Annotated in this window: 16 protein-coding genes and 2 tRNA genes; 17 read left to right on the plus strand and 1 reads right to left on the minus strand. The window is 65.9% G+C overall.

The genetic code is table 11. The features are described 5' to 3' along the window. A complete protein-coding gene (locus tag AC57BR_RS24025; protein WP_496365122.1) occupies window positions 1–1005 on the minus strand; it encodes a sunset domain-containing protein in 1005 nt (334 codons plus the stop codon). Window positions 1006–1230: 225 nt separating this feature from the next. On the opposite strand from AC57BR_RS24025, the gene ilvD reads away from it, so the two are divergent. From ilvD to AC57BR_RS24110, 17 genes are all read left to right on the plus strand, one after another. Then, the gene (gene ilvD / locus AC57BR_RS24030; RefSeq protein ID WP_496365123.1) at window positions 1231–2952 is read left to right on the plus strand and encodes a dihydroxy-acid dehydratase; all 1722 of its coding nucleotides are present in this window, start codon (window positions 1231–1233) and stop codon (window positions 2950–2952) included. Between the two features lie 414 nt (window positions 2953–3366). Beyond that, window positions 3367–5268, plus strand: coding sequence for an acetolactate synthase large subunit (locus AC57BR_RS24035; RefSeq protein ID WP_496365124.1), 1902 nt, complete (start codon window positions 3367–3369; stop codon window positions 5266–5268). Window positions 5269–5270: 2 nt separating this feature from the next. Continuing rightward, window positions 5271–5783 carry an acetolactate synthase small subunit gene (gene ilvN / locus AC57BR_RS24040; RefSeq protein WP_050054685.1) on the plus strand — a complete coding sequence of 171 codons (513 nt, stop codon included), beginning with the start codon at window positions 5271–5273 and terminating at the stop codon, window positions 5781–5783. 73 nt (window positions 5784–5856) lie between these two features. Continuing rightward, window positions 5857–6882 (plus strand): ketol-acid reductoisomerase, encoded by a 1026-nt coding sequence (ilvC, locus tag AC57BR_RS24045; RefSeq protein ID WP_377989852.1) that lies wholly within the window; start codon window positions 5857–5859, stop codon window positions 6880–6882. A gap of 115 nt (window positions 6883–6997) precedes the next feature. Beyond that, window positions 6998–8587 carry a phosphoglycerate dehydrogenase gene (serA, locus tag AC57BR_RS24050; RefSeq protein WP_496365125.1) on the plus strand — a complete coding sequence of 530 codons (1590 nt, stop codon included), beginning with the start codon at window positions 6998–7000 and terminating at the stop codon, window positions 8585–8587. A 231-nt stretch (window positions 8588–8818) separates the two neighbouring features. Next, the gene (locus AC57BR_RS24055; RefSeq protein ID WP_496365126.1) at window positions 8819–11614 is read left to right on the plus strand and encodes an ABC transporter permease; all 2796 of its coding nucleotides are present in this window, start codon (window positions 8819–8821) and stop codon (window positions 11612–11614) included. Further along, the gene (locus tag AC57BR_RS24060; protein ID WP_496365127.1) at window positions 11611–12366 is read left to right on the plus strand and encodes an ABC transporter ATP-binding protein; all 756 of its coding nucleotides are present in this window, start codon (window positions 11611–11613) and stop codon (window positions 12364–12366) included. The genes AC57BR_RS24055 and AC57BR_RS24060 overlap by 4 nt, the downstream gene beginning before the upstream one ends. A 34-nt stretch (window positions 12367–12400) precedes the next feature. Next, the gene (gene metG, locus AC57BR_RS24065; RefSeq protein ID WP_496365128.1) at window positions 12401–13960 is read left to right on the plus strand and encodes a methionine--tRNA ligase; all 1560 of its coding nucleotides are present in this window, start codon (window positions 12401–12403) and stop codon (window positions 13958–13960) included. A gap of 200 nt (window positions 13961–14160) precedes the next feature. Further along, window positions 14161–15213, plus strand: a complete 1053-nt coding sequence (locus AC57BR_RS24070; RefSeq protein ID WP_496365129.1) for a 3-isopropylmalate dehydrogenase — start codon at window positions 14161–14163, stop codon at window positions 15211–15213. Window positions 15214–15313: 100 nt separating this feature from the next. Further along, the gene (locus tag AC57BR_RS24075) at window positions 15314–16444 is read left to right on the plus strand and encodes a branched-chain amino acid aminotransferase (protein ID WP_496365130.1); all 1131 of its coding nucleotides are present in this window, start codon (window positions 15314–15316) and stop codon (window positions 16442–16444) included. 112 nt (window positions 16445–16556) lie between these two features. Beyond that, the gene (locus AC57BR_RS24080) at window positions 16557–17351 is read left to right on the plus strand and encodes an MBL fold metallo-hydrolase (protein WP_496365131.1); all 795 of its coding nucleotides are present in this window, start codon (window positions 16557–16559) and stop codon (window positions 17349–17351) included. An 18-nt stretch (window positions 17352–17369) separates the two neighbouring features. Beyond that, on the plus strand, window positions 17370–18146 hold the full coding sequence (locus tag AC57BR_RS24085; protein WP_354258772.1) for a fumarylacetoacetate hydrolase family protein: 777 nt from the start codon (window positions 17370–17372) through the stop codon (window positions 18144–18146). A 161-nt stretch (window positions 18147–18307) separates the two neighbouring features. Beyond that, on the plus strand, window positions 18308–19819 hold the full coding sequence (gene gltX / locus AC57BR_RS24090; protein ID WP_496365132.1) for a glutamate--tRNA ligase: 1512 nt from the start codon (window positions 18308–18310) through the stop codon (window positions 19817–19819). Continuing rightward, window positions 19819–20571 (plus strand): HAD family hydrolase, encoded by a 753-nt coding sequence (locus tag AC57BR_RS24095; protein WP_496365133.1) that lies wholly within the window; start codon window positions 19819–19821, stop codon window positions 20569–20571. The genes gltX and AC57BR_RS24095 overlap by 1 nt, the downstream gene beginning before the upstream one ends. A gap of 164 nt (window positions 20572–20735) precedes the next feature. Continuing rightward, window positions 20736–20807 (plus strand) — tRNA-Gln (locus tag AC57BR_RS24100). Between the two features lie 130 nt (window positions 20808–20937). Next, window positions 20938–21010 (plus strand) — tRNA-Glu (locus tag AC57BR_RS24105). A gap of 196 nt (window positions 21011–21206) precedes the next feature. Next, entirely contained in the window at window positions 21207–22991 is a 1785-nt protein-coding gene (locus AC57BR_RS24110; protein ID WP_496365134.1) for a dynamin family protein, read from the plus strand. Window positions 22992–22996 lie beyond the last annotated feature (5 nt).

Consider the following 22996-nt stretch of genomic DNA (forward strand, 5'->3'; position numbering starts at 1 on the left):
TTAGCGCCGGGACCGGCGCGGCGCCCGGAACCCGGCAGCCTCGGCGTGCGCCGGGGAAAGGAACCAGACTTCCGCCCTGGCGTCCTGGTAGCCGGCGCTGTCTTCGTCGTAATAGGTCATGGCGCTGACGTCGCCCTTGACGGCGTATCCGTCCGGGGCGCTGCCGTCCGCGGCCGGCGAGGCCGAACCCTCGCCGTACGGCTGGTCCGCCGCGGCTTCTGAGCCTTCGCCGGAGGCCTGCCTGTGGGGGATGGGCTGTTCGCCGAATCCCCGTTCTGCACCGAAGCCCTGTTCGAGGTGATGAGGCTGGGGTTCGCGGTGATGGGGTGGGGCATCGTGGCTGGCCCCGGCTTCCGTCGCAGCGGAGGACTGGATCCGCTGCTGGGTTTCAGCCTCGGCGTCCAGGGCTTCGGCCGCGGCCGATTCCGCGCCCGGCAGGGTGGGGGAGTGCGGGTCCGTGTACTCGGGGTGGTGCGTCGGGGTGGCAGGCTGCGCCGCGGCCTGGGGGGTGGAACTGCCCGCCTCCGACCACTGGGCATCCCATTCGGCCTTGTCCCCGTCGTCGTCCCAGTCGTCAACGTCCCCTCCGGCGGGCCGCGCCGAGGAGGGACGGGCGGTGGCGGCTTCCCAGGACTCGATGTCCGGTTCCACGTCCTCGGGGTCCAGGCGAGTGGCGGCGGGGGTCGGCTGGCCCGCAGGCGGCGCGGCTTTCGCGGCTGCCGGCCCTGGCCCTAAGTCCGGTTCGGTGTCCGGCTCGGCCAGGCGGCCTGTTTCCGGTACGGTCCGGCTGGTGTCTGACGGAGGCCCCACCGCTGCTGCAGCGGCAGAAGCGGCCGACGGCGTCGCTTCCGTTCCGTTTGATGCTGCGGAAGCGGTTCCGGCAGGGGACATCACCTGTTCGGTCCGGGCCGCGCCGGATGCCGTTCCCCGTGACTTCCGGTTCAGCAGCCACCAAGCGATGGCGATGACCAAAACAATGACAATGACCCAGATAATCCACTCCATAGCAAAACCTTTCATCCGTCACACGAGGTTGCCGTTGCTTGACGGTACGTCTCTGTCAATAGGGCTGTCTAGGCTTGTCAACGCCAGCGGGGCAGAGGGCACGGAGGCTCCATGTTCCAGAATGTGAGACCCAAGTCCACCATTTGATCGAAATTTTCTGAAAATTGGGCCAAACCGGCCCGTTCCGGTCGTGGGCGGCCTTTCAGGAGTCATAGACTTTGACCCATGAGTGAGGACACCCAGATCGCAACCGATAACAAGCCTGACATCAAGCCCCGGAGCCGGATTGTCACCGATGGCATTCACGCAGCTCCGGCACGTGGAATGTTCCGGGCCGTGGGCATGGGCGACGACGACTTCGCCAAGCCCCAGATCGGCGTCGCGAGCTCCTGGAATGAAATCACTCCCTGCAACCTGTCCCTGAACCGGCTGGCCCAGGGAGCCAAGGAAGGCGTCCACGCCGGCGGCGGGTTCCCGATGCAGTTCGGCACCATCTCCGTTTCCGACGGCATCTCCATGGGCCACGAGGGCATGCACTTCTCCCTGGTCTCCCGCGAAGTCATCGCCGACTCCGTGGAAACCGTCATGCAGGCAGAGCGCATCGACGGCTCCGTGCTGCTGGCCGGATGCGACAAGTCCCTCCCGGGCATGCTCATGGCCGCCGCGCGCCTGGACCTCGCCAGTGTGTTCCTGTACGCCGGCTCCATCATGCCGGGTTGGGTCAAGCTTGAGGACGGCTCCGAAAAGGAAGTCACCCTGATCGACGCCTTCGAAGCCGTCGGGGCGTGCGCTGCCGGCAAGATGAGCATGGAGGACCTCACCCGCATCGAGAAGGCCATCTGTCCCGGCGAAGGCGCCTGTGGCGGCATGTACACCGCCAACACCATGGCCTGCATCGGCGAGGCCCTGGGCATGTCCCTCCCGGGCTCCGCGGCTCCGCCCTCGGCAGACCGCCGTCGTGATGAGTTCGCCCGCAAGTCCGGCGAAGCAGTGGTCAACCTGCTGCGCCTCGGCATCACAGCCCGCGACATCATGACCAAGAAGGCTTTCGAAAACGCCATTGCCGTGACCATGGCATTCGGCGGCTCCACCAACGCCGTCCTGCACCTGCTGGCCATCGCCCGCGAGGCAGAGGTCGAACTGACCCTGGACGACTTCAACCGGATCGGCGACAAGATCCCGCACCTGGGCGACCTGAAGCCGTTCGGCCGTTATGTCATGACGGACGTCGACAAGATCGGCGGCGTTCCGGTCATCATGCGTGCGCTGCTCGATGCCGGGCTGCTGCACGGCGACTGCCTCACCGTCACCGGCAAGACTGTTGCCGAGAACCTGGCTGCGATCAACCCGCCGGACCTGGACGGCAAGATCCTGCGCGCGCTGGACAACCCGATCCACAAGACCGGCGGCATCACCATCCTGCACGGCTCGCTCGCCCCCGAGGGTGCCGTGGTGAAGAGCGCCGGCTTCGACGCCGACGTCTTCGAAGGCAGCGCCCGGGTATTCGAGCGTGAACAGGGCGCCCTGGACGCGCTGGACAACGGCGAGATCCAGAAGGGCGACGTCGTGGTGATCCGCTACGAAGGCCCCAAGGGCGGTCCGGGCATGCGCGAGATGCTCGCCATCACCGGTGCCATCAAGGGTGCGGGCCTGGGCAAGGATGTCCTGCTGCTCACCGATGGCCGCTTCTCCGGCGGCACCACCGGCCTCTGCATCGGCCACGTCGCCCCCGAAGCGGTCGACGGCGGCCCCATCGCCTTCGTGAAGGACGGCGACCGGATCCGCGTGGACATCGCAGCGCGCACCTTCGACCTGCTCGTTGACGACGCAGAACTCGAAGACCGCAAGGAAGGCTGGGCACCGCTGCCGGCCAAGTTCACCAAGGGCGTCCTGGCCAAGTACGCCAAGCTGGTGCACAGCGCCAGCACAGGTGCATATTGCGGGTGATACCTTGCCCTTGCGGGCGGCGCTGAGCGCCTCCCGCAAGGGGCCCCTCGGCATCACCCTTATTAAGCCCTGCCCGCATGTGCGGGGGTTTGTTCGGGGGGATATCGTTGGGAGTAACGGGCCGAACCTGTTCGGCCCGTGGACAATGGAGTCCACACTGTGAGACGCGGGCCGTGCTCGTTGACACGTATCTCACTTAGAGGGAAAACTGAACGCATGATCGCATTCGTTACCGTCGGCGCCGTCGTCGTACTTACCAAGCGCGTGGCTCCATAGCCCGACTGGTAACGAACTGTCACGCGCAACCCCTCGAAAAGCCACCAGGCTGAGGGGTTTTTTTATTTTCCGGGCGGGACGGAACGTTCAGTTTTCCCTAGCACCACACCAATTCAAGATCCACTAAGGAAGAGTTCGATGAGCAAAGGATCGCCCATCAGCCCCTCGCTGATGGCTTCAAAGTCCGCTGGAGCCGCCAAGGCTCCGGAACGCGTCGACAAGCCGGCCGAGGCCGGGGTCGACACTGCTGCAGCCGCCTCTCCTGTCCTTGGGCCGAACAACGTCGTACCCCCGACGGTGATGACCGGCTCAGAAGCAATTGTCCGTTCGCTCGAAGAACTCGGCGTCGACGACATTTTCGGTTTGCCCGGTGGCGCGATCCTGCCCACCTACGACCCCTTGATGGCCTCCAGAATGAACCACGTTCTGGTCCGTCACGAACAGGGAGCCGGCCACGCCGCGCAAGGCTACGCCATGGTCACCGGGCGGGTGGGCGTCTGCATCGCCACCTCGGGCCCGGGTGCCACCAACCTCGTCACCGCCATCATGGATGCGCACATGGATTCCGTTCCGCTCGTGGCCATCACCGGCCAGGTATCCAGCGGAGTGATCGGCACCGATGCCTTTCAGGAAGCCGACATCGTGGGCATCACCATGCCCATCACCAAGCACTCGTTCCTGGTGACGGACCCCAACGACATTCCCCACGTCATGGCCGAGGCCTTCCACCTCGCCTCGACCGGACGTCCGGGCCCGGTCCTTGTTGACGTCGCCAAGGACGCCCAGCAGGGGCAGATGACGTTCTCCTGGCCGCCCAAGATCGACCTGCCGGGCTACCGCCCCGTGGTCCGCGGCCACAACAAGCAGGTCCGCGAGGCCGCCAAGCTGATCTCGGCCGCCAGCAAGCCCGTGCTGTACGTGGGCGGCGGTGTGTCCAAGGCCCATGCCGCGGCCGAACTCCGCGAGCTGGCCGAACTCACCGGCGCCCCCGTGGTGACGACTCTCATGGCCCGCGGCGTCTTCCCGGATTCGCACCCGCAGCACGTGGGCATGCCCGGCATGCACGGCACGGTCTCGGCCGTGACCGCGCTGCAGCAGGCGGACCTGCTGGTGACCCTGGGTGCGCGCTTTGACGACCGCGTCACCGGCGTCCTGAAGACCTTCGCGCCCAACGCCAAGGTCATCCACGCGGACATCGACCCCGCGGAAATCTCCAAGAACCGCACCGCCGATGTTCCCATCGTCGGCTCCGTCAAGGAGATCATTCCGGAACTGACCGAAGCCGTCCGGACCCAGTTCGGCACATCCGGAACCCCGGACCTGGCCAGCTGGTGGGCCTTCCTGAACAACCTGAAGGAAACGTATCCGCTGGGATGGACCGAGCCCGAAGACGGGCTCAGCGCACCTCAGCGCGTCATCGAACGCATCGGCGCCCTCACGGGCCCGGAGGGCATCTACGTTGCCGGTGTGGGCCAGCACCAGATGTGGGCTGCACAGTTCATCAAGTACGAGCGTCCGCATGCCTGGCTGAACTCCGGCGGTGCCGGCACCATGGGCTACGCCGTTCCCGCTGCCATGGGCGCCAAGGTCGGCGAGCCGGACCGTGTGGTCTGGGCCATCGACGGCGACGGCTGCTTCCAGATGACCAACCAGGAGCTGGCCACCTGCGCCATCAACAACATCCCCATCAAGGTTGCTGTGATCAACAACTCCTCGCTGGGCATGGTGCGCCAGTGGCAGACCCTCTTCTACGAGGGCCGCTACTCCAACACCGACCTGAACACCGGCCACGAGACCATCCGCATCCCGGACTTCGTCAAACTCGGCGAGGCCTACGGGTGCGCGTCCTTCCGGTGCGAGCGGGACGAGGACATCGACGCAACAATCCAGAAGGCGCTGGAAATCAATGACCGCCCCGTGGTCATCGACTTCGTGGTCAGCCCCGACTCCATGGTGTGGCCGATGGTGCCCGCCGGGGTCAGCAACGACCAGATCCAGGTTGCCCGCAACATGACCCCGGAATGGGAAGAGGAGGACTGATCATGAGCCGCCACACACTGTCCGTTCTGGTCGAAGACAAGCCCGGTGTGCTGACCCGCGTGGCCAGCCTTTTCGCCCGCCGCGCCTTCAACATCAATTCCCTGGCCGTCGGCCCGACGGAAGTTCCGGGCATCTCCCGGATGACCGTCGTCGTCGACGCCGACGGTGACCTGATCGAACAGGTCACCAAGCAGTTGAACAAGCTGATCAACGTGATCAAGATTGTTGAACTGACCTCCGAATCTTCCGTACAGCGCGACCACATCCTGGTCAAGGTACGTGCGGATGCCGCAACTCGTCTGCAGGTGACCCAGGCTGCAGACCTGTTCCGTGCTTCAGTGGTCGACGTCTCCACAGACTCGGTGGTCATTGAAGCAACTGGCCATCCCGAAAAGCTCACGGCACTGCTTTCAGTGCTGGAGCCCTTCGGTATCCGCGAAATTGTGCAGTCCGGCACCTTGGCCGTTGGACGGGGATCCCGCTCCATGAGTGATCGGGCGCTGCGCTCCGCCTAAGCGGAAACATTGCCCGCAAACGCAGCACCAAGCAATACATCTACAAGAAATCCACTCAAGAGGAGTTACGCAAGTGACTGAAATGTTTTACGACGACGACGCAGACCTGTCGATCATCCAGGGCCGCAAGGTTGCCATTGTCGGCTACGGCTCCCAGGGCCACGCCCACGCGCAGAACCTGCGCGATTCCGGCGTCGAGGTTGTTATCGCCCTCAAGGAAGGCTCCAAGTCCATCGCCAAGGCCGAGGACGCAGGCTTCCAGGTCAAGAACGTTGCCGACGCCGCCGAATGGGCCGACGTCATCATGATCCTGGCGCCGGACCAGCACCAGCGCTCGATCTTCAACGACTCCATCAAGGACAAGCTGACCCCGGGCAAGGCCCTCGCCTTCGCTCACGGCTTCAACATCCGCTTCGGCTACATCGAGGCACCGGAGGGCGTTGACGTCATCCTGATCGCCCCGAAGGCCCCCGGCCACACGGTCCGCCGCGAATTCGAAGCCGGCCGCGGCATTCCGGACATCATCGCCGTGGAGCAGGACGCTTCCGGTTCCGCCTGGGACCTGGCCAAGTCCTACGCCAAAGCCATCGGCGGCACCCGCGCCGGCGTCATCAAGACCACGTTCACCGAAGAGACCGAAACCGACCTCTTCGGCGAGCAGGCTGTCCTGTGCGGCGGCGTTTCCCAGCTGGTCCAGTACGGCTTCGAAACCCTGACCGAAGCCGGCTACCAGCCGCAGATCGCCTACTTCGAGGTGCTGCACGAGCTCAAGCTCATCGTTGACCTCATGTGGGAAGGCGGCATCGCCAAGCAGCGCTGGAGCGTTTCCGACACCGCAGAGTACGGCGACTACGTCTCCGGCCCGCGCGTCATCACCCCCGAGGTGAAGGAAAACATGAAGGCCGTCCTCGCAGACGTCCAGTCCGGTGCCTTCGCCAAGCGCTTCATCGAAGACCAGGACAACGGTGCCGTCGAATTCAAGGAGCTGCGTGCCAAGGCGGAGTCCCATCCGATCGAGGGCGTTGGCCGCGAGCTGCGCTCCCTGTTCTCCTGGCAGCAGCAGGACCAGGACTACGTAGAAGGCTCTGCAGCCCGCTAAGGCTGCGCCTTTCACAGCGACAGTGAGGCCGGGTTCACACTTAACAATGTGAGCCCGGCCTTTCCGTACGCCTAGACTTTATTTACCCCCAGGACTTCAACGCAGAGGATCAGCTGTGTCAAAACCCGTAGTATTGCTTGCCGAAGAACTTTCGCCCGCCACCATCGAGGCCCTTGGCCCGGACTTTGAAATCCGCCAGACCGACGGCGCCGATCGTTCCCAGCTGCTCTCTGCCATCGAGGACGTTGACGCTATCCTGGTCCGCTCCGCCACGAAGGTGGACGCCGAGGCCATCGCCGCTGCGAAGAACCTCAAGGTCATCGCGCGTGCCGGTGTCGGCCTGGACAACGTCGACATCAAGGCCGCCACCCAGGCCGGTGTCATGGTGGTCAACGCCCCGACGTCGAACATCGTTTCCGCCGCGGAACTGACCGTAGGCCACATCCTGAGCCTGGCCCGCCACATCCCGCAGGCCAGCGCCGCCCTGAAGGACGGCGAGTGGAAGCGCTCCAAGTACACCGGCATTGAACTCTTCGAGAAGAAGATCGGCATCATCGGCCTGGGCCGCATCGGCGCCCTGGTGGCCGCCCGCCTGCAGGGCTTCGACACCGAGATCCTTGCGTTCGACCCCTACATCACCTCCGCCCGCGCCGCCCAACTCGGCGTGAAGCTCGTCACCCTCGACGAGCTGCTCGCGCAGTCTGACTTCATCACCATCCACATGCCCAAGACACCGGAAACGGTCGGCATGCTCGGCGCCGACGCCTTCAGGAAAATGAAGAGCACGGCCTACGTGATCAACGTGGCCCGTGGCGGCCTCGTCGACGAGGAAGCCCTCTACACCGCGCTGCAGGACCGCCAGATTGCCGGCGCCGCCGTGGACGTCTTCGTCCAGGAGCCCAGCACCGACCTGCCGTTCTTCAAGCTGGACAATGTTGTGGTGACCCCGCACCTGGGCGCGTCAACCGATGAGGCACAGGAAAAGGCCGGCGTCTCCGTCGCGAAGTCAGTCCGCCTCGCCCTCGCCGGGGAACTGGTTCCGGACGCCGTGAACGTGGCCGGCGGCGTGATCGCGCCCGACGTCCGCCCGGGCATCCCGCTGATCGAGAAGCTGGGCCGCATCTTCACGGCGCTGACCCACGCCTCCGTAACCCAGATCGACGTTGAGGTTGCAGGTGAAATCGCCGCGCTTGACGTCAAGGTCCTGGAGCTCGCCGCACTCAAAGGGATCTTCGCCGACGTCGTCACCGAGCAGGTGTCCTATGTCAACGCCCCCGTGATCGCCGAGCAGCGTGGCATCAACGTCCGCCTCATCACCACCCCTGAGGCCGAGGACTACCGCAACGTGCTGACCCTGCGCGGTGCCCTGAGCGACGGCGCCCAGATCTCCGTGGCCGGCACCCTGACCGGCCCCAAGCAGGTGCAGAAGCTCGTCGGCGTGAACGGCTACGACGTCGAGATTCCCATCAGCGAGCACCTCGTCGTGGTTTCCTACGCCGACCGTCCCGGCGTCATCGGCACCATCGGCCACATCCTGGGCATGAACAACATCAACATCGGCGGCATGCAGGTGGCACGGAACGCGGAGGGCGGCCAGGTCCTGGCGCTGCTCACCATCGACAGCTCCGTCCCGCAGCAGGTGCTGGACGCCATCAAGGCCGGCATCGGTGCCGAGATGGTGCGCGAAGTGGACCTCGAGGACTAGTCCGGCGAACACCGGCCGGCAACGGCCAGGTCCCCAACGCGGGGTAAACTCCTTGTCCCCTGGAGTTCACCCCGGCCAAGTATGATTGGCCGGTCTGCGTACAATGGCTAGGTTCGAATTTAAGGATCCAGCCGGCAGGCCGGCCAATACTTTTTGCACGCCCGCAAGGGACACCTCCACATTCTGCGGTCATCGTGGCGTGCGCACGCAATCCAGGTTTCAGGGAGCCCAATGAACGCCGTCCAGAGGTTCATCAGAAGCAAAGTGCTGCTGCTGACCGCTGCAATTCTGATCTTCGCCATGTGCCTGTCCGTCCTCGTCCAGACCCAGTCGCAGGCAGCGCTGAACCGGACCGTGGACCAGAACTCGCGCGGGCTCTACGACATCCTGGTCCAGGCCAAGGCAGGTTCGGACGGTTCGCTCATGCAGCCCGAGATTGCCACCGGGCAGGGCGGAATCAGCTTCGACCAGCTGCAGAAGATCCGGGATCTGTCCGGCACCTCTGTTGCCGCGCCCATCAGCCTGGTCTCGCGTGTGACGCAGAACCTCGAGACTCCGCGCCTGGAGGCCATGGACTACCTGGGCTTCAACGCCGGCCTCGTCGGCACCGCGACCGCCGGGCAGCCCGGCGGCACCGACCCCAGCAAATGGCCAGAAGCGCAGTCCGTACTCAGCGACACGCCCAAGAAGTACCGTTTGACCGCCAGCGCCACAAGCTCCGACGGTTCCTCGCAGCACACCCTCTTCAAGTCCACCGCCGAGGGCTCTCTCGGCAAGGGCAAGCTCGTGGAACAGCAGGTCGAGGGCGGCAACAGCATCCAGATCGCGGGTCCCGACGGCGAGACCGGGATCAAGTTCCCGGCCCCGGCCGGAGGGTCCGAGCACAACCTGTTCAACCTCACTGTTGCCCTGCCCATGGCTCCGGAGGTCACGGAGTCCGTGGTCGCCGTCGACCCCGTCTCCGAGCGTGCCCTGCTGGGCAGCTCCGGTGACTTCCTGGCGCCCCTGGAAAAGGCGCCGCCGGCCGACGCACGCAGCGCCGAGGCAGTCGGCCAGCACCTGGAGAGCCTCTTCACCACCGGCATTGGCATGAAGGAACTCGAGGAGGGCCCTGACTTCCTCGGCGTGAAGCTCAAGTACTGGGCTCCCATCATGACCCAGTACCAGCAGGCCAAGCGCAACGGCCAGCTCACCGAGGACTCCCAGGCCATCCCGCTGATCGTCCGCTCCGGCACTTCGGTTGACCTGAAGTACTCCGTGAAAATCGAAGAGATCGACGACTCCGGCAAAGTGGTCAAGGAAGTCGGCACCGCTGAGCGCTCCCTGGACAAGGACTACCTGCCCTTCGTCTCCAAGTCGCCCTTTGCGCTGTCCTGGCCCGGGTCCACGGACTACTCCAAGCTGCTCGGCAACTCGGCGAGCTTCAGCCGCGGCCTGTACAGCCCCCCAACCTGGAGCACCAACTTCGCCTCCGCCCCCAAGTACTCGGACGGCTCCACCGCAGGCAACGGAGCCGAGGACAAGACCGCCACCCCCGGCGAGTGGGTCACTGTGAACCGCCTCCCGGAGAAGAGCGCCAACGGCGAGGCCGTGGACCAGACCCAGCGCAACCCCGTGGACGAGCGCTCCTACCGGGAGAACCTCGAAACGGGCAAGAAGCTGGCCACTCCGCTCGCCATGGTCTACGGCACCTTCGATCCCGCCGCTGTCCAGGAAGCGGCCGGTGACGTCAACCGGCTTCCGCTCGGCGGCTACGATCCCACGCCCATGACGCTTACCAAGGACGCGCAGGGCAAGGACGTTGCGGACACCGCACTTAAGCCCTCCCTGAGCGCCACCGGGCTCGTCAGCCAGTCGGCCGGCGCCATCACCGACTACTACGGCCTGGCTGCTGCCCGCGGCTACGAGAAGAACGCCTCCGTCATCGACGCTGTCCGCGTCCGCGCCAGCGCCGCCGGCAGCTGGAAGCAGGTCCAGCCTGAGGTGGACAAGCTCGCCGCCGAGATCCGGGACATGGGACTCGAAGCCACCGTGGTGGCCGGTTCTGCCCGCGAGGACGCCAACATCTTCGTTCCCGGCTACTCCAAGGACGACGCCGGCAAGGAATCCGCGCTGGGAACCGTCCAGCAGTCGTGGGTCAGGCAGAACGCGGCTGACGCTGTTGCCGGCTCGCTGACGGCGACGAACCTGACACTGCTGTTCCTCACGCTCTGCGGTGCCGCGCTGCTGACCGGCGCCTCGACTGTCAGCTACGTTCGGCTGCGCCGCAGCGAAGCGGGCACGCTGCGTGCCATGGGCTGGACCCAGCGCCGCATCCGCTCCTGGGTCCTGGAGGAGTTCGCCGTCGGCGCCGGGCTGCTGGCCGTGGCCGGCATCGTGCTCAGCCTCCTGAGCTGGAACGTCGCCACCGCCATCGTCTCGGCGTCCGTGCTGGCCCTGTACCTGGGCGCGGCCTTCTTCGCCGCCCAGCAGCTGCGGCACCGCGAGGTAGTCGACCAGGAACCGCAGCACGACGAAAAGCTCATTGCCGTCGACTCGCCGCTGACCTTCGCGAACCGGCAGCTGAGCACGCACCGCTTCAACGCCATCTCGCTGGCCGTTGCGGTTGGTGTGTTCGGCTCGGCAGTCGGCGGCCTGATCGCACTGCTGATCGACATTCCGCGTGCCGCCGGCGCCAGTGCCCTCAGCGGCCTGGCCGCCGCCAGCGTGGCCCTGCCGAGCATCATCCTTGGGCTGTCCGGCGTGGCTGTGGGGCTCCTGCTCACCCTGGTGACCGGGCGCTTCGAGCTGAAGGCCAAGCGCCGCTACCTCGGCACGCTGCAGGCCATGGGCTGGAACCCCGACATGCTGGGCCAGGTCCGCTTCTTCGAAAACGCCCTGGTGGGTGCGGTTGCCGTCCCTCTGGGCATCCTCGGCGCCCTGGGCATCGGCCTTGTTCTTGCCCCCTACGCCGCGTTGTGGGCCGCAGTGGCCGGGCTCGTGGCTGTTCTCTGCTGGATTCCGATTGCAACGAAAGTGGTCAAATGAGTAACGACCTGAACCTTCGCCGCGTGCGCGGGAACAATGGGGCTGAAGCCCCGGTCCAGACCCGGGCCAACACCATTGTCAAGGAAGCCGATCACGCTACTCCGCTGGAGCTGAGCAACATCACCATCCGCTACGGCGGGGGCAAGAACGGGTCCGACGCCGTCAGCGTCGTGGACGGCTTTGACCTCACCCTGAGTGCCGGGGAGATGCACTGTGTGGCCGGCCGAAGCGGCTCGGGCAAGACCAGCATCCTGACCGTCGGAGCGGGCCTGACCCTGCCGACGTCGGGCCGGGTGCTGTGGGAGGGCGATTCCCTCGAAACCATGAGCGACGACGAGATCGCCGACCGGCGCCGGGCACTGATCGGCTACGTTGACCAGGGCGGCGCGCTGATCGACGGCATGAGCGCGCTCGAAAACGTCCTCCTCCCCGCGGTGCCGGACGGCGAGGTGGAGCAGCGGCGCGAGATGGCCAAGGACCTGCTGGACCTCGTGGGCCTCGGACGCCGCATGCGGCACCGTCCCGAACAGCTCTCCGGCGGTGAGCGCCAGCGCGTCGCCATCGCCCGCGCCCTGATCCTGGGCACCCGCGTCCTGGTGGTGGATGAACCCACGGCGAGCCTGGACCGGGCCTCCGCCAACCGCATCATCAGCATCCTCAAGGACACAACGTCCGACGGCATCGCAGTCCTCGTGGCGTCACACGACCACGAACTGGTCCGGCTGAGCGATACGCTGACCGAACTGATCTAGATCCATCCCTCCGCATAAAGGTAACGTTCCGCCCGTGACTTCCTCAGACAAGAGCCCCTTCTACATCACTACGGCCATCACGTACCCGAACGGCGTGCCGCACATCGGCCACGCCTACGAGTACATCGCCACGGATGCGATGGCCCGGTTCAAGCGGCTCGACGGCTACGACGTGAAGTTCCTGACCGGCACGGACGAGCACGGGCTGAAGATTGCGCAGACCGCGGAGAAGGAAGGCGTCTCGCCCAAGGAACTGGTAGACCGGAACGCGGAAATCTACAAGGCCGCGCACGCCGCCCTCGGCATCAGCTACGACCGGTTTATCCGCACCACGGACGCGGACCACTACACGGCCTCGCAGGCCATCTGGAAGAAGATGGAAGCCAACGGCGACATCTACCTGTCCAAGTACGAGGGCTGGTACTCCGTGCGGGACGAGGCCTACTACGGTGAGGATGACACCGTGGTCAAGGAAGACGGTGCCCGGTACACCAAGGAGACCGACACTCCGGTGACCTGGACCGCCGAGGAAAGCTACTTCTTCCGGCTGTCCGCCTACCAGGACAAGCTGTTGGCACTGTACGAGGCACAGCCGGAATTCGGCGCGCCGCAGTCCCGCTTCAACGAGGTCATCAGCTTCGTCAAGCGCGGCCTCGAGGACCTGTCCATCAGCCGCACCACCTTCGACTGGGGCGTACCCGTCCCCGGCGACGAAAAGCACGTCATGTACGTGTGGGTCGACGCGCTGACCAACTACCTCACGGGCGCCGGCTACCCGGACGTCGAATCGGAGACCTTCAAGAGGTACTGGCCCGCCGATGTCCACATCATCGGCAAGGACATCTCGCGCTTCCACGCCATCTACTGGCCGGCCTTCCTCATGAGCGCGGGCCTTGACCTGCCCAAGCGCGTCATGATCCACGGGTTCCTGCACAACAACGGCGTCAAGATGTCCAAGTCCCTGGGCAACGTCGTTGCCCCGGCGGACTTCGTGGCCCAGTACGGCCTGGACCAGGTCCGCTTCTTCTTCCTGCGCGAGGTTCCGTTCGGCGCCGACGGCAGCTACAACCACGAGGCCATCGTGGGCCGGATGAACTCCGACCTGGCGAACAACTTCGGAAACCTCGCCCAGCGTTCACTGTCCATGGTGGCCAAGAACTGTGAGGGCCGGGTGCCCGTGCCGGGCGCGTTGACGGACGCGGACACCGCAATCCTGGGCCAGGCCAACGCGCTCCTGGAGCAGGCACGTGCGGCCTTCGAAAAGCAGGAGTTCAGCCGCGCCCTTGAGGCGATCTGGACGGTGCTGGGGGATACCAACGCGTACTTCGCAGAGCAGGCGCCCTGGGTGCTGCGCAAGACCGACGTCGAACGCATGCAGACGGTGCTGTACGTGACCCTCGAGGTGCTGCGCATCGTGTCGGTCCTCGCCCAGCCGGTCATGCCCACGGCCGCCGCCGCCCTGCTCGGGTACCTCGGCCAGCCGGAAGGTGCGGCCCGGGAGTTCTCGGCCATCGCGACGCCGATCGCCGCGGGCACCGAACTGCCGGCCCCCGCGCCCGTGTTCCCGAAGTACGAGGAACCCGCGGACGCCTAGGACGCTTCCTCACGTCCCGCGGCTTTTCCCCAAACGCTTCCTCACGTCCCGCGGCTTTTCCCCAAACGCTTCCTCACTTTCTTTGGGAAAGTGCGGAAGCGTTTGCGTTTGGGCGGCGAAAGGTGAGGAAGCGTGTGGCCGGGTGACCGAATAATGAGACGGCTTGACCAGAATGTGGATGCCTTGGCTACCCTGAAAATATGAGCGCATCTACCATCAATCTTGCTGTCATTCCGGGCGACGGCATTGGCCCGGAGGTCATCGCCGAAGCACTGAAGGTGCTGGAAAAGGTCGTGGCCGCCGAAGGCGTCACCCTGGACCAGACCCACTACGAGCTCGGTGCCCAGCACTGGCTTGAGACCGGCGAGACCCTTCCGGATGCTGTCCTCGAGGACCTGAAGACGCGCGACGCCATCCTCTTCGGCGCCATCGGTGCAGCGCCGGGGGACACCCGCATCCCGTCCGGGCTGATCGAACGCGAACTGCTCCTCAAGCTGCGCTTCAGCCTCGACCACTACGTCAATCTGCGCCCCTCCCGGCTGTATGGCACGGTGGGCAGCCCGCTGGCCGACCCGGGCAACATCGATTTCGTCGTCGTCCGTGAAGGCACCGAGGGTCCCTACGTGGGCAACGGCGGCACCCTGCGCGGCGGGACGCCGCACGAGGTGGCTACCGAGGTTTCCCTGAACACGGCCCACGGCGTGGAGCGCGTCGTCCGGGATGCGTTCCGTCGGGCGAATGAGCGCCCGCGCAAAAAGCTGACCCTTGTCCACAAGCACAACGTGCTGGTCTTTGCCGGCCACCTGTGGAAGCGCACTGTCGAGGCCGTGGCCAAGGAATTCCCCGAGGTCACCCATGACTACCTGCACATCGATGCCGCGACCATCTTCATGGTCACCGATCCCGCCCGCTTCGACGTCATCGTCACTGACAACCTCTTCGGCGACATCATCACCGACCTTGCTGCGGCCGTGACCGGCGGAATCGGCCTGGCGGCCTCGGGCAACATCAACATGGACCGCACGGCGCCGTCCATGTTCGAACCCGTCCACGGTTCCGCTCCCGACATCGCCGGACAGCAGAAGGCGGACCCCACCGCTGCCATCCTGTCCGCAGCCCTCCTGCTGGACCACCTGGGCTACTCCGAGGCGGCCCGGCGGATCGAGTCCGCGGTGGTGGCCGATGTCGAAAGCCGCAACGGCGAAGTGCGCAGCACAAGCGCCATCGGCGACGCCATTGCGGCGGCCGTTTAGCCTCCGCCAGCAGGCGTAAGCTTGACCTGAATTACCAATCGCTGCCGTGGTCCGATGCTGAACCACGTTCAGATGCCAGGCAGCCGACCGTGGAGGAACCATGACTCAGACTGCCCATGGCGTCGAATTCACCCAGCAGCCCTCGGCCACCCCGAAGTCTGCTGAGGAGCGTGCAGCCATCCTGGCGAACCCAGGCTTTGGCGACCACTTCACCGACCACACTGCGATTGTTGACTACACGGTCGACGCCAGCGGCCAGGGCGGATGGCATGATGCGCGGATCGAGGCCTACGGGCCCATCATGCTGGACCCGTCCGCCGCTGTGCTGCACTACGGGCAGGAAATCTTCGAGGGACTGAAGGCATATCGTCACGCTGACGGTTCCATCTGGAGCTTCCGGCCGGAAGCCAATGCCGCCCGGATGAACAAGTCCGCCCGCCGCCTCGCGCTGCCGGAGATTCCGGCCGAATACTTCCTCGGCGCCATCCGCGAACTCGTGGCGGCGGATAAGGAATGGGTTCCCGCCGGCGACGGCGAGGCCCTGTACCTGCGCCCGTTCATGATCGCCACCGAGGCGTTCCTGGGCGTGCGGGCGGCCCGTGAGGTCTCGTTCCGCGTCATTGCCTCGCCGGCCGGAAACTACTTCGGCGGGGAGCTCAAGCCGATCTCGATCTGGATTTCCCGCGAGTATGCCCGGGCAGGCCGTGGCGGCACGGGGGCTGCGAAGTGCGGCGGCAACTACGCGGCCTCACTCATCGCGCAGCAGGAGGCCGAGGCCAACGGCTGCAAGCAGGTGCTGTTCCTGGACCAGTTCAACGACAACGCCGTTGAGGAACTGGGCGGCATGAACGTCTTCTTCGTCATGAAGGACGGCTCGCTGGTCACGCCCGCGCTGAGCGGCACCATCCTCGAGGGCGTGACCCGCTCATCGATCATCCAGGTGGCCAAGGACATGGGCCGTGAGGTGACCGAACGGAAGATCACCCTGGATGAATGGCGTGACGGCGTTGCCTCCGGCGACATCACCGAGGTGTTTGCCTGCGGCACCGCTGCCGTTATTACGCCCATCGGTGTTCTGAAGGACGCTACGGAATTCATTGGCTCGGAGGACGCCAAGGCCGGCGAGACCACCATGGCCATCCGCGCGCAGCTGCTTGGCATCCAGACCGGCACCGTGGAGGACACCCACGGCTGGCTGACCCGGCTCGCCTTAGCCGATTCGGCCATTTAAGCAAAAAGCGAACGACGGCGGGTGGCCGGTTGGGCTGTTTCGGCAGCTCACCGGCCGCCCGCCGTCGTTCTGTCCCTGTTTGCCAGGTGTTCCCGGATGACAGAATGAACCCGTGAACCAGCACATCGCCAGCGCCTTTATCGACAGCAGCCCGCTGACGCGTTTCCGCCTCGCGCCCAACCCGGGGCCGATGAGCCTGGAGGGGACCAACTCCTACATCGTCGGGGAGCCTGGCCATGGCGCGGTGGTGGTTGATCCGGGTCCGTTGGACGAGGCGCACCTTCAGGCGCTGGCGGCTGCCGGGCCCGTGGAGCTGATTCTGGTCACGCACAGGCATGCGGACCACACCGCCGGCTCGGCCCGCCTCGCCGAAATCACGGGCGCCCCCGTCCGGGCCGCGGCTCCCGGGCATTGCCACGGGGGAGCCGTGCTGCAGCCGGGGGAGACCATCGCCGCCGGCGGCACCGAGATCCGCGTGGTTTCCACCCCCGGGCACACCTCCGACTCCGTCTGCTTCCATCTGCCCCTCGACGGACCCGCCGGCTCGGTGCTGACCGGTGACACCATCCTGGGCCGGGGAACAACCGTGCTTGACCACCCGGACGGCACGCTGGCCGACTACCTCTCCTCCCTTGACCGGCTGGAGCGGCTGGGACCGGCCACAGTTCTGCCGGCCCACGGCCCCGTCCTGCCGGCGCTCGACGCGGTGGTCCGCGCCTACCGGGACCACCGGCTGGACCGGCTCGCCCAGATCCGGACGGCCCTCGCCGGCCTCGGCCCGGACGCCGCCGTCGGCGAGGTCACCAGCGTTGTTTATGCCGACGTCGACCCTTCCGTCCGGCGCGCCGCCGAGAATTCCGTGGCGGCACAGCTGGAATACCTGCGCCTCCTGAGGGAGGGGGACTGAGACTGTAGGCTTGGGGCCATGCGTATTGCCCGGTTTGTAGTCGATTCTGATCCCCTTTACGGCGTTGTTGAAGGCCAGCCCGGCAGTGAGGAAATCACTGTCATCAACGGCGATCCGTTCTTCAACGGTGTGGAACGCACCTCCGTGCGGCACAAGCTGGAGGATGTCCGCCTGCTGGCGCCCATCATTCCGCGCAGCAAGGTGATCGGCGTGGGGCGCAACTTTGTGGAGCATGCCCACGAACTCGGCAATGAGGTGCCCCAGCAGCCGCTGCTGTTCCTGAAGCCCAACACCTCCGTAGTGGGTCCGAATGATCCCGTGGTTCTGCCGGAGTTCTCCGAGGAGGTCTCCTACGAGGCGGAGCTGTGCGTCGTCATCGGCCGCATCTGCAAGGACGTGCCGGAAGAGCGCGCCGACGACGTCATCTTCGGATACACCTGCGGCAACGACCTCACCGCCCGCGACGTCCAAAAGACAGACCTTCAGTGGGCGCGCGCCAAGGGATTCGATACTTCCGCGCCGCTTGGTCCGTGGATCGAGACCGAACTCGATCCCGAGGACCTGTCCATCAAGGGCCGGCTCAATGGCGAACTTCGCCAGGACGGCAGCACCGCCCAGATGATCCGCGGCGTCCGTGAGCTGGTGTCTATCGTCTCCAGCGCTTTCACGCTGCTGCCCGGCGACGTCATCATGACAGGCACGCCGGCCGGCGTCGGCCTCGTCCAGGCCGGCGACCGGTACGAAGTGGAGATCGAGGGCATCGGCCGCCTTTCGAACCCCGTAGTCCGCCGCTAGCCGCGGACGCGGCAGCCCAGCCGGGCACGGGTCCGCCAGCCGCGGACACGGCAGCCAGCCGGGCACGGGTCCGCCAAGCGGGCGACGCGGCAGCCCCGTCGGCCACGGGTCCGCCAAGCGGGCGGGGGCAGCGGTGGCCGGTTGGTAAAGTTGGTATCACTATGACTACCCCCTCCGCCGCGCCTGCTGCCATTCCCGCCGTCACCGCCGAAACACCCGTCCGCGTCCGCTTCTGCCCGTCACCCACGGGCACCCCGCACGTCGGGCTGATCCGCACGGCGCTGTTCAACTGGGCCTACGCCCGCCACACCGGCGGCAAGATGATCTTCCGCATCGAGGACACGGACTCGGCACGCGACAGCGAGGAAAGCTACCACCAGCTGCTCGATGCCCTGAAGTGGCTCGGCATCGACTGGGACGAGGGCGTGGAGGTGGGCGGCCCCCACGCGCCATACCGACAGTCGCAGCGCAGTGAGCTGTACCAGGACGTCATCGCCAAGCTCAGGGCAGGCGGCCACATCTACGAGTCCTACTCGACTCCGGACGAGATCGAAGCGCGCCACCGTGCCGCCGGACGGGACCCGAAGCTGGGCTACGACGGCTTTGACCGCGACCTCAGCGACGAACAGGTCGCTGCGTTCAAAGCCGAGGGACGGGAGGCCGTGCTGCGGCTGCGGATGCCGGACGAGGACATCACCTTCACCGACCTCGTCCGTGGCGAGATCACGTTCAAGGCCGGTTCCGTCCCGGACTTTGCCGTGGTGCGGGCCAACGGGGCTCCTCTCTACACCCTGGTCAACCCGGTGGACGACGCCCTCATGGGCATCACCCATGTTCTCCGCGGTGAGGACCTGCTCAGCTCCACACCGCGGCAGGTCGCCCTCTACCGCGCGCTCTACGCGGTGGGCGTGGCGGCGTACATGCCGGAGTTCGGGCACCTGCCCTATGTCATGGGCCAGGGCAACAAGAAGCTTTCCAAGCGCGACCCGGAATCGAGCCTGTTCCTCCACCGGGAGCGCGGCTTCATCCCCGAAGGGCTGCTCAACTACCTGTCCCTGCTCGGCTGGTCTCTGAGCGCCGACGAGGACATCTTCACGGTGGAGCAGCTGGTGAAGAACTTTGACATCCACGATGTCCTCGCCAACCCGGCCCGCTTCGACCTCAAGAAGGCCGAAGCGATCAACGGAACACACGTCCGGCTGCTGGACCCTGCCGTCTTCCGCGAGCGGCTGGTCCCGTACCTCCGGCACGAGGGCTTGGTGGGGGAGATCCTCACCGACCGCGAGGAAGAAATCCTGACGGAGTCCGCTCCGCTGGTCCAGGAGCGGATCACCCTCCTTGGCGAAGCCCCGGATATGCTGGCGTTCCTGTTCAAGTCCGACGACGCGATCGACGTCGCCGCCGACGCCCGCAAGGGCCTGCCGGAGAATGTCACCGAGGTCCTCGACGCGGCGCTGGCCGCGCTCGAACCGATCGACGACTGGACCGCCGAAAACATCCAGTCCGCGCTGAAGCAGGCGCTGGTGGAGGACCTGGGGATCAAGCCCCGGCTCGCGTTTGGCCCGGTGCGGACGGCGATCTCCGGCCGCCGGATCTCCCCGCCGCTGTTCGAGTCCATGGTCATCCTGGGCAAGGAATCGTCCCTGGCGCGCCTCCGCGCTTTCCGCGGCTGATGTCACACCCCGCAGTGGAAACCGCTGTCCTGTCCCGTCGCCTCGGGGCGGTCAGCGGTGTCCTGTTCGACATTGACGACACCCTCGTGGACCTTGCCTATGCCATGACCACGGCGCTGCGGGACGCCAGCGAACACCTCCTGCCCGGCCTGGACCAGGCCGGGTGGGAGAAGGTGGGGCGGATCTTCACCCATGAGACAACCCACTACTACGACCGCTACCTCGCCGGCGAGCTGACCTTCAACGAGCAGCGACTGCTCCGGGGCCGCGCAGCCCTGGGGCACTTCGGCGTCGAAATGGGCGAGGGGGAGGAGTCACACAACTGGCTCAGCACCTACTCGCGGCTGCAGCCCAGCTACGTCACCGCCTTTGAGGACGTCCTGCCGTTCCTTGACGCCCTTGACCAGGCCGGAATCCCCTACGGGGCCGTGAGTAATAACGTGCACGACTACCAGCGGGTGAAGCTGGACAGCGCCGGCCTGGAACGCATCAGGTTCCTTGTGGGCACCGATACTGTCGGTGTCCCAAAGCCGGACCCCGCAATTTACCTCGAAGGAGTCCGGCTGATCGGCAGCACGCCTGCCTCCACGCTCTACATCGGCGACAACCGGCTCCTGGACGCTGAGGGGTCGACGGCGGCTGGACTGTTGGGCATTTGGCTGAACCGCAGCGGGGAGCAGGCTCCGGGTTTCCAAGGGCAGGAGATCGCTTCACTGCTGGAACTACTGGCGCTGCCAGCCGGTTCCAGCTAGCCGGCCGGGTGTCCGTTACCTGCGCCCGCCACAGCCTTCCGAAAGTGTGGCGCAGGTAACGGCCCGCCGATTTGTGCGGCGCAAAAGTCTCGGGTAGAGTAATTACTCGTGCTGAGGGGCACGGAGCGAAAGACAGAGACTTTCGACCGGCCCGAAAGTGCCAATGGGATATGGTGTAATTGGCAACACTACGGTTTCTGGTACCGTCATTCTAGGTTCGAGTCCTGGTATCCCAGCTCTGAATTTCTTCGGATTATCCGCAGAAATTCAGGTGTTGTGAATCGAAAAGCATCGATTTGGAACAAAGCCAAATGTGTGTAAAACTAACTTGGCTTGATTGGCGGAAACGCTGATCGAAAAGTACACGGCCCCATCGTATAGCGGCCTAGTACGCCGCCCTCTCACGGCGGTAACGCGGGTTCGAATCCCGCTGGGGTCACATGCAACCGGCTCCGGGCAACAGCCCGGGGCCGGTTTTGTTTTGCCCGAAAATTTCGCCTGACAAGAATGGCTTAGCGGCTGGCTTAGCAGCCAAAATCCGGCTTTCCCCAAAAATCCTTGCCGCGCTGGGTGCATAGCGGCGAGGGAGTGCTGGCGTTCGACCGAAATCCGGCCCGGACTGGCATGATGAGGCTGTGACCTCCAACCGAATCCCGCCAGCCAGCGGCCAGGAAACGGAAGCGCAGCCAGCCGGCCTGCGGCTCCTTGAGGAGGTCCGCCGCGATTTGGCAGCTGTCTCGTTGCCACTGGCCCTGCCGACGGCCGACCAGGCGCGGCTAGAGATCCGGAACTCCGTGGCCCAGCTCGACGACTACATCCTGCCCCGTTACCGCAGCCTTGACGCTCCGCTGCTGGCCGTCGTCGGCGGCTCAACGGGTGCCGGCAAATCGACGCTCGTGAATGCGCTCGTCGGCCATGCGGTTACACGCGCCGGCGCCATCCGGCCCACCACGCGCCAGCCCATCCTCCTGCACCACCCCTCGGAAGCTGATTGGTTCGATGACCAGCGGGTTCTGCCGGGCCTCAGGCGGATCCGCGGTACCGTCGTTCCGGCTGGGGTCACACCTGCGCCCGGCGGTCCACCCGGAACGTCAATGGACACCGCGCCCGTCTCGTCATTGGTCCTCGTGGGCGAGCCTGCCGTGCCCGAGGGCATCGCACTGCTTGATGCTCCGGACGTGGACTCCATCTCCGACGAGAACCGCAGGCTCGCCGGGCAGTTACTGGCGGCAGCGGACCTTTGGATCTTTGTGACCACCGCCAACCGCTACGCTGACGCCGTTCCCTGGAAGCTTCTGCTGAACGCGGCGACGAGGGACATCATGGTGGCGGTGGTCCTCGACCGCGTGCCGGCGGCAGCGGAAGCCGAGGTGAGCGAGGATCTGCGCAGCATGCTGGCACGGGAAGGCCTTGGTGCTGCCCGCCTGTTCGTCATCCCGGAAGTCGCCCTAGGCAGCTCCGGCATGCTGCCGGCGGAAACCGTGGAACCCCTGAAAGCCTGGCTCCGCGGACTTGCCGACGACGCCGCGGCCCGCGCCGACATCGCAAGACGGACACTGCACGGCGCCGTGCGGGAACTTGGCCAACGCATGGGACGCATAGCCGACGCTGCAAAGGAGCAGGGCCGCGCGGCCACCCTGCTGGGCGATGACGTACGGGCCGCCTACCAGGACGCGGGCACCCGGATCATCGATGCCACCAAGGACGGTGCCCTCCTGCGTGGCGAGGTCCTGGCCCGCTGGCAGGACTTTGTGGGAACGGGTGAGTTCTTCCGGAGCCTGGAGCAGAACGTGGGGCGGTTCCGCGACCGGCTTGGGGCATTCTTCCGGGGCGAGCCCGCGCCCGCAGTGAAAGTGGAAACCGCCATTGAAACGGGGCTCCAGGCCGTCATCCTGGATGAGGCCGCCAAGGCGGCGGAGGACGCTGACCAGCGCTGGCGCTCGAATCCGGCGGGCCGGCAGCTCCTGGGCACCGACGACCTCTCAGGAACGAGCCCTGGCTTTGGGGACCTCGTGGCGGCTGAGATACGGGACTGGCAGGCCGGCCTCATGGAACTGATCAGAACCGAAGGGCAGGACAAGCGGACCCAGGCACGGTGGCTCTCCTTCGGCATCAACGGCCTCGGCGCCGCACTGATGATTGTGGTTTTCTCCATGACTGCAGGGTTGACCGGCCTGGAGATCGGCGTCGCCGGAGGGACCGCCGTCGTGGGCCAGAAACTGCTCGAAGCCGTCTTTGGCGAGGACGCCGTGCGCCGGCTCGCCCGTACTGCCCGTGATGATTTGGCCAGCAGGTGCCGAAGCCTGCTGGCGGCCGAGCAGGAGCGCTTCCTGGACCGGCTGGCCCCGGACACCGGGCAGGCCGGCGTCGGGCTCGCCCAGCATGCGCAGGCGCTCACGCGGCTGGCGGACGCCACGTGAACCGC

It is taken from the genome of Arthrobacter sp. BGA-UO-ETr-C19 (assembly GCF_059568005.1).

Coding starts and splice junctions, on each gene's coding strand:
- AC57BR_RS24025 (WP_496365122.1), bottom strand. CDS start 1,005: ATGGAGTGGATTATCTGGGTCATTGTCATTGTTTTGGTCATCGCCATC.
- ilvD (WP_496365123.1), top strand. CDS start 1,231: ATGAGTGAGGACACCCAGATCGCAACCGATAACAAGCCTGACATCAAG.
- AC57BR_RS24035 (WP_496365124.1), top strand. CDS start 3,367: ATGAGCAAAGGATCGCCCATCAGCCCCTCGCTGATGGCTTCAAAGTCC.
- ilvN (WP_050054685.1), top strand. CDS start 5,271: ATGAGCCGCCACACACTGTCCGTTCTGGTCGAAGACAAGCCCGGTGTG.
- AC57BR_RS24055 (WP_496365126.1), top strand. CDS start 8,819: ATGAACGCCGTCCAGAGGTTCATCAGAAGCAAAGTGCTGCTGCTGACC.
- AC57BR_RS24060 (WP_496365127.1), top strand. CDS start 11,611: ATGAGTAACGACCTGAACCTTCGCCGCGTGCGCGGGAACAATGGGGCT.
- AC57BR_RS24070 (WP_496365129.1), top strand. CDS start 14,161: ATGAGCGCATCTACCATCAATCTTGCTGTCATTCCGGGCGACGGCATT.
- AC57BR_RS24075 (WP_496365130.1), top strand. CDS start 15,314: ATGACTCAGACTGCCCATGGCGTCGAATTCACCCAGCAGCCCTCGGCC.
- AC57BR_RS24085 (WP_354258772.1), top strand. CDS start 17,370: ATGCGTATTGCCCGGTTTGTAGTCGATTCTGATCCCCTTTACGGCGTT.
- gltX (WP_496365132.1), top strand. CDS start 18,308: ATGACTACCCCCTCCGCCGCGCCTGCTGCCATTCCCGCCGTCACCGCC.
- AC57BR_RS24095 (WP_496365133.1), top strand. CDS start 19,819: ATGTCACACCCCGCAGTGGAAACCGCTGTCCTGTCCCGTCGCCTCGGG.